Source organism: Mycobacterium sp. (genome assembly GCF_052144515.1).
Lineage (GTDB): Bacteria > Actinomycetota > Actinomycetes > Mycobacteriales > Mycobacteriaceae > Mycobacterium.
The window spans coordinates 1-7,221 of record NZ_JBKQQD010000458.1 but is presented as its reverse complement, the minus strand read 5'-3'; the positions used below and the strand labels follow the sequence as shown (position 1 = coordinate 7,221).

The window sequence follows — 7,221 nt, the reverse complement described above, 5'->3', positions numbered from 1 at the left end:
CGCCGCTGCCGTGTGGATCGCCTCCGGATCGGCAAAGATACCAGAGATGCAGGCCTTCCGGGTGCTGGTCCAGCGCTCTGGGATTCTTCCTGACGTCCTGACTGGTCCATTTGCATACATACTGCCGTTTTTTGAACTGGCGATAGGCCTCTATCTCGCTGCAGGGCTGTTTGTGCGGGGAACAGCGTTAGTCGGCACGCTGATGTTCGCTGTGTTCTTGGGCGCCCAGGCATCGGTGTGGGCGCGGGGCATCAGCCTGGACTGCGGGTGCTTCGGCACTTCCTTCCTGCAGACCACCGTCGGCCCGCTCACGATGCTGCGGGATTTCCTCCTGGCCATCCCTACCATTATGATGCTCGCCTTCCAGTTTCGCGTGCATCGGAAGCCATTCGAGCGCTGAACGGGATTTCCCGGATTTTCAGAAGAATCTCGGGTGGCGCGCTCCACCTGATGAGCTGACCCGGTGGAGGGCTCCACCGAGTCGTGGATTCCGTTTATCGGCAATATGTGTTCCCTGCTTCCCCCTCGACCAATCACGTGTGTCACTTGGATAGGTAGCTTACCTGGCTCAGCTCGATGACTTTGCAGAATCTGTTTCTTCGGGAAAAGCTGACTTTTCGGTCAGTTTCTCTGCGCGGTCGATTGATCGTTTGCCGTTGCCTTTGGCGTGATCGAGTGATCGTTTGCCGTTGCCGTTGCCGTTGCCGTTGCCGTTGCCGTTGCCGTTGCCGTTGGCATGGCCGTTAGTGGTGGTTGGGAACCGGTGATGTGGCAGGCCGAACGGTGGCAACGCGTGGGCCAGCAGATGGCCAGTTGGTCGTTTGCCGTTGCCGTTGGCGTGGCCGTGGCCGTTGGTGGTGGTTGGCAACCGGTAATGCGGCAGGACGTAGGGGCCGAATAACGGTAGTGCGTGGTCGGGCAATTGGTCGGTTAGTCCGTTGCCGTTCCCGTTTATCGTGGTTGGCAACTCTGGCGCCGTTTTTTGCTGGGCGCTGGTGAGGCGATCCCGCAGGCCGTTGGAGCCGAACAGCGGCAGTGCGTGCAGGAGAATTGGGTCGTCGATTGCGTGGCGGTCGTCAAGGGAAGCGACGCTGACTGCTGCTAGCGGAGGCACGGAGGCCGGGGCAGTGCGGCTATTTACGCTATTCACCCATGGGAGCCGGGCTAGCAGCTTGGGCATCCGTACCGGTTTCCGTGCGCTCGAGCGCCGTTTATTGCGTTGTCCCAGTCGTGACGGCCACCAGTTTGCCTGGCCGATCAGTGCGGCGATGGCCGGCACCGTAATAGTGCGCACTAAGAACGTATCGAGCACAATCCCGATGCCGATGATGAAACCAGCCTCGACCATCGAGCTGATGCTGGCAGCCACCAAGCCGAACATTGAAGCGGCGAAGATAAGGCCCGCCGAGGTGATCACACCGCCGGTCGAACCCACGGTGCGGATTACACCCACCCGCACGCCATGGGGTGACTCGTCGCGGATCCGCGAGATGAGCAGCATGTTGTAATCGGCGCCGACCGCGACCAACAGTATGAAGGACAGTCCGGGAAGGCTCCAATGCAATTCCTCACCGAGAATGAATTGGAAGACGATGACACCGATGCCCAGCGCCGATAAGAACGAAATAAGCACCGAACCGATCAGATAGAGCGGTGCAACGATCGCTCGCAGCAGCGCGACCAAAATCAGAAAGACAATGACGACGGTTGCGATGACGATGAATTGGATGTCCTGATCATAAAGGTCGCGGGTGTCCTTGGTCCCGGTCGGAAGTCCTACCAACGCGATCTTGGCATCCGACAGCTCGGTATTCGGTTGAGCCGACCGTGCGGCCGCGAGGATCGCATCCACCTGATCCATGGCGGCGTCGGTGGCCGGATTAATTGCGCTTTGTACGAAGTACCGTGCTGCGTGCCCATCGGGCGATATGAAAATCTCGGCAGCTTTCTTGAAGTCGTCTGTGGTCAACATCTGTGGTGGAATATTGAAGCCGGCCATCGACGACTTCTGGGCATCGTGCTTCATCCCCAACAAGAATGACGACGCCTGGTTGAGTCCTGCTCCCAACTTCTTGGTCTGAGTGACCAGTTCTTGCACACCGTCGGCAATTGCCCGGCTGCCGTCGGCGAGGGCGTTGGCACCTTGTTGCATTTCGGCTACCCGGGACTGGAGGCCGTTAGTCGACCGCAAGAGGCTGACAGCTGTGTGCAGTGATTGCTGCAGTCGACTCACGGTCGAGCCGATGGACTGCGTTTCCTGGGTCGCCCGCAGGTTACGAGCCAGATCAGCAATGCTGTTAAGAGTTCCGTTGTTCTGTGCGGCCACCAGCGCCTGCAACTCGGCCCGCGAGCTCGCGCAGGCGGGGTCGGCGGAGCAGACCGGGCTGACGTTAAGGGCCGCCACCATCGGCCTGGCCCAGGCGACGGTGTTTTGAACATCCCCCATATTGGCGCTAAGCGCATCGCCGAGTGACCGCATGCGGCCGGCGAGTTGGGCCGTGCGGTCAATGTCGTTGAGCGTCTTATCCCCGCCCATGGCGTTCTGCATCGCCGACAGCGCCGTGACCAGCGTGTTGACGGTGCCGACGGCCCCATTGACTTGGGTCCGCACCATGGCAAGGGCGTCGGCCAATTGGTTAGCGCCGCCGGCCAGCTTGTCCAGGTCGCCTCCGTGGGTGCTGATCACGTTGGAGGCTTCGTCGAGTTTGCCGCCGACCTCGCCCGCCTGATACGACACCTTGGTCTGCTCCAGCGGTCCACCGTTGGGCCGGGTGATGCCCCGTACTAACGTGATGTCAGGCAATTGGCTTACCCGCTGTGCCATCTGCTCGAGGTCGGCAAGCGCGCCAGGTGTTCGCAAGTCGTGCGATGACTGGATAAAGAGCAGCATCGGAGTCATTGCGTTCGTCGGGAAATGGCGATCCATCGCTGCGAATCCGTTGACGCTGGGGACGGAACGCGGTAGTGACTTGAGATCGTCGCGGTTGAAGCGCGCGAAGCTCACGGAGCCGGCCAGGATGATGAGGATAATCGCACTCGCGACCAGATGGATCCAGGGCCTGCGCACGACGCGTGTTCCGGTACGCCGCCAGAAACGATTGGTCTGGTTACCTCGCGGCTTGATCCAGCCACGTCGCCCGGCCAGCACGAGGATGGCGGGAAGCAGCGTCACCGCAGCCAGGAACGCCACAACGACCGCGACTGAAATCGCCGGACCGACTGTTGAAAAAATCTCGAGTTTGGCGAAGATCATCGCCAGAAACGTGACCGCGACAGTGGCCGCAGACGCGGCGATGACTTTGCCGATGGACAACAATGCATTCTTGACCGCTTGATCCGAATCCGCGCCGAGCCGCACGTAGTCGTGATAGCGGCTGATCAGAAACACGGCGTAATCGGTTCCCGCCCCGATCATTACCGCGCCCATCAAGACAATGGTCTGCAGGCCGGTAGGCAATCCCAATAAGGAAAGCCCTGACAGAACCCCCTGCGCGGTCACCACGGATAATCCGATTGTGGCCAACGGCACCAACATGGTGACTATGTTTCGGTAGATAAAGAACAGGATGCCCAGCACCAAAAGCCCGGTGCCTATTTCGATCACGTGCATGTCACGCTGACCGATCTCGGTGAGGTCGGCGGCGATGGCCACGGGTCCCGCGTAGTGGGCGGTCAGCGTGGATCCTGCGAGGGTCTTTTTGACAATCTCAGCGACGTGTTGGTACGCCGCCTGGGTCTCGGGTGCGATTATCTCGCCAGCAATGTTGATCGGTACATTCCAGGCCTTGTTATCCTTGCTGGCCAAGATCTCGCGCAGGGGTGGCGCTGTGACGAATTCCTGTACCGACATTTTGTCCTGCGTGTCCTGATGCAGGTTGTCGATCAGTCTGCGATACGTATCCTCATCGGCGGGCCCCATCCCATTCTCGTTGGTCAAGACGAGTAGCAGGAGGTTGGACCCCGCACCTGTTTCGTGGAACGCATGGTTCATCGCCCCAGTCGCGACCATCGTCGGGGCATCATCAGGTATGGGTTTGGCCTGATGCTGTGCGGCGACCACCGGAAGGGGTGGCAACGTCAGTATCAGGACAGCCGCGGCCGCGATCCAGAACGCGATGACCAGAAACGGCCACCGCGCGACAAAATCGCCCAGCCGCTGGAAGATTCCCCCTGGGGCTACGTCGGTTTCGTCGATCCGGCGTGACATTGCGCAACTGTATAGCTGTATAGAGTGACCTACCAGTCGCGTGGCGTAATCGCTTATTGGGCGCTGCGTCGGGCTAGCGCTGGACTGGGTTCAGGACGTACGTATGTGCCAGTTCTAGCAGGTTAAGCCGCGTTGCGGGGTCTCCGTCGCAGCGAGCGCGCCACCCCAGCAGGTCCCGCCGCACGTCACCTGATGACCGATAGTGGCTGGTCGAAGCTCTTTTGCGGCAATTCGACGGTTGCGCAAAAAAATCGGCCACACCAAGGTAGCGTTTCCTGCTATGAGGGGAACCGTGCGCCCGCTGGGACTATGGACGGCGCCGGACCCTGTGCGTATAGGCATGCGGCGGCCTGTCCTGAATCTGTTCGCGTTTTGGAGGTAAACTACCTATCCAACTGACACACATAATTGGCTGAGGGGAAGCAGGGAACGCATGTTTCCAATTAACGGAATCCACGACTGGGGCAGTCCTCCACCCGGCCAGCTCATCACGTGGAACTCACCGCCCGAGATTCTCCTGAAAATCCGGGAAGCCCCTGTCAGTGCTGTACCGCCCAGCTATCAGCAAGCCCAACACCTCCGTAGCTATACCGACTATGCAGCCCGGGGTAGCGAAATGGCGCGGCTGTATATTTTAACGTGGGATATAGCCGGTCGGTGTGATATCCGTGCCATGACTCACGTCATCAACAGCTACCTTCGTCGCCACGATACCTATCACAGTTGGTTCGATTATAAGGATCCGGAGAACATCGTTCGCCGAACCATCCGCGACCTCAAGGACATTAAGCTAGTTCCGACCAAGCATGGCGAGATCACCTCGAAAGAATGGCGAAGCCACGTATTAACTACCCCAGATCCGCTGCGATGGAATTGCTTCCAATTCGGAATCATTCAGCGCGCGGACCACTTCACCTTCTATGTCAGTGTTGATCATCTCCACATCGACGCCCCGCTCATTCATCTGGTCTTAGCCGAGATCCACATGATGTACGCCGCACTGGTGGGCGGCGCGGCGCCCATCAAGCTGCGGGACGCGGGCAGCTATGAGGATTACTGTGTCCGCCAACACCAGTACATATCCGACTTGACCCTAGAGTCAACGGAAGTACGCGACTGGATCGAGTTCGCCCAGGGCAACGACGGTACCCTTCCGCAATTTCCGCTGCCACTTGGTGAGCCATCAGTGCCCCTTACCTGCGACGTAATCACGGTACGCCTGCTGGACGAAGAGCAGACAGACCGATTCGAATCCGCGTGCGCAGATGCGGGCGCCCGTTTCAGCGGTGGCGTGTTTGCCTGCGCTGCCATCGCCGAACATGAGTTGACCGGCGCTGACACGTATTACGTAATTACTCCCACTACGACACGTCGCAATCTAGCCGAATTTGCGACAACAGGATGGTTCGCCGGAGTGGTTCCGATCACTGTCCCCATTGACCAAAGATCTTTCGGTGATATTGTTCGCGCAGCCCAGGCGTCGTTCGATTCGAGTATCGGGTTGGCCAATGTTCCCTTTGATCGCGTATTGGAGTTGGCGTCATCTACACAGGGTCTGAGGAGGCCCGGGCGAGGCGTTCCTATGCTGTCCTATCTCGATGCAGGTCTGCCTCCCCTTTCGCCGGACATCACGGCTCAATGGGACAGTTTGAACGGTAAACTCTTCGTGGACGCAAGGGCTGCGAATCAAATCGGGATGTGGGTGAATCGGGGCGAGAAGGAAACCGCGGTGACCGTGATGTTCCCGAACAACCCCATCGCCCGCGACTCAATTGTCCGGTATATGGCTGCGATGAAATCGGCCTATGTCCGCGTCGCCGAGGGCCGCGTGGCAGCGGTGCCCTTTGCCAACGTCGCTCAGCTTGACCTGAAACCGGCGTGACCGTCTGAGACCGACTTGATCGCGTTCGAATAGGCAGGGGGGCGAATCGCGCGCTGATTCAGGTCACTTGGATATACAACCGTGCCGTCGATGTTGATGGGTTACGGCGTTTTCACCGCAATCTTGGATGCGGGTTGTTGGGACGCAGGATAGAACGGTCTCCGTTATCGTTCGCGCGCGATCGCTGGGTCTTGTCTCCGGCGCCGGAGGAGATCGATTTCGCCGCAACGCCGCGGCGGCGCGCCGATGTGAGCGCATGGGCCGACGAGCGGGCGCGCCTACCCATTGATCCGGGGTGGGGACCCGGCTGGCATCTCGGGGTGCTTCCGCTCGAGGACGGCGGGTCCGCGGTAAGTCTGGTGGTTACGCATACGATCGTCGACGCGGTCGGGTTCGGCCAGGCGATAGCCGATGCTGCTGAGGGCAGGACGCACAATCTGGGCTATCCGCCAGCGGGATCGCGCACACTCAGGCGGGCGTTCCGTGATGATCTCCGACAAACCGTCAAAGAACTGCCCGACGTAGCGCAGGCGGTGGTCGCCGTGGCTCGAAGGGCCCGGCGCGACCGCGCAGAACTCAAATCATCGATCAAAGCGACACCACCTTCCCCGAGGACGGCCGGCGCCGATCACACAGTAGAGATGCCGGCCCTGACCGCATACGTCGACCTGGCGGAATGGGATACTCGCGCGAAAAGTCTTGGCGCAAGCAGTGACTCGCTTGTAGCAGGACTCGCGTGCAGACTCGCGGTGAGGATGGGGCGTGTTCAAGACGACGGAACAGTCACCCTGCGATTTATCGTATCGCTACGGACCAAAGACGATACCCGTGGCAATGCGCTTACGAGTGTCGACCTCGCAGTCGACCCAACGCAGGCAGCAGACCTCGGGGAAATGCACGTCAATCAAGATCACGCAGGCAATTCTCGAAGCGACGCAGAACTCCGACGAGTTTTTGGCGCCAGTCCCGCTGGCAACGATGACACCGAAGTGGGTGGCCAGGAAACTAGACGGTATGGGGGGCTGGGGCCTCCGCTCACATGTGAACGTGGGTTGCCGACAGGGTGGTCCTGGCCGGTAGAGCCACAAGATGTGGGAGGCCCCAGTGAGGAATTATCGTACGAGCCAATCTG

Annotated in this window: 3 protein-coding genes; 2 read left to right on the top strand and 1 reads right to left on the bottom strand. The window is 59.8% G+C overall.

The features are described from left to right. The coding region (locus tag ACLP9N_RS31035; protein WP_442410972.1) for a MauE/DoxX family redox-associated membrane protein at positions 1 to 400 on the top strand (400 nt) is incomplete at its 5' end. 168 nt (positions 401 to 568) lie between these two features. On the opposite strand, the gene ACLP9N_RS31030 is transcribed toward ACLP9N_RS31035, so the two are convergent. After that, the gene (locus tag ACLP9N_RS31030; protein WP_442410971.1) at positions 569 to 4,207 is read right to left on the bottom strand and encodes an MMPL/RND family transporter; all 3,639 of its coding nucleotides are present in this window, start codon (positions 4,205 to 4,207) and stop codon (positions 569 to 571) included. Positions 4,208 to 4,640: 433 nt separating this feature from the next. Between ACLP9N_RS31030 and ACLP9N_RS31025 the strand changes: the two genes are divergently transcribed. After that, positions 4,641 to 6,089 carry a condensation domain-containing protein gene (locus tag ACLP9N_RS31025; protein ID WP_442410970.1) on the top strand — a complete coding sequence of 483 codons (1,449 nt, stop codon included), beginning with the start codon at positions 4,641 to 4,643 and terminating at the stop codon, positions 6,087 to 6,089. Positions 6,090 to 7,221 lie beyond the last annotated feature (1,132 nt).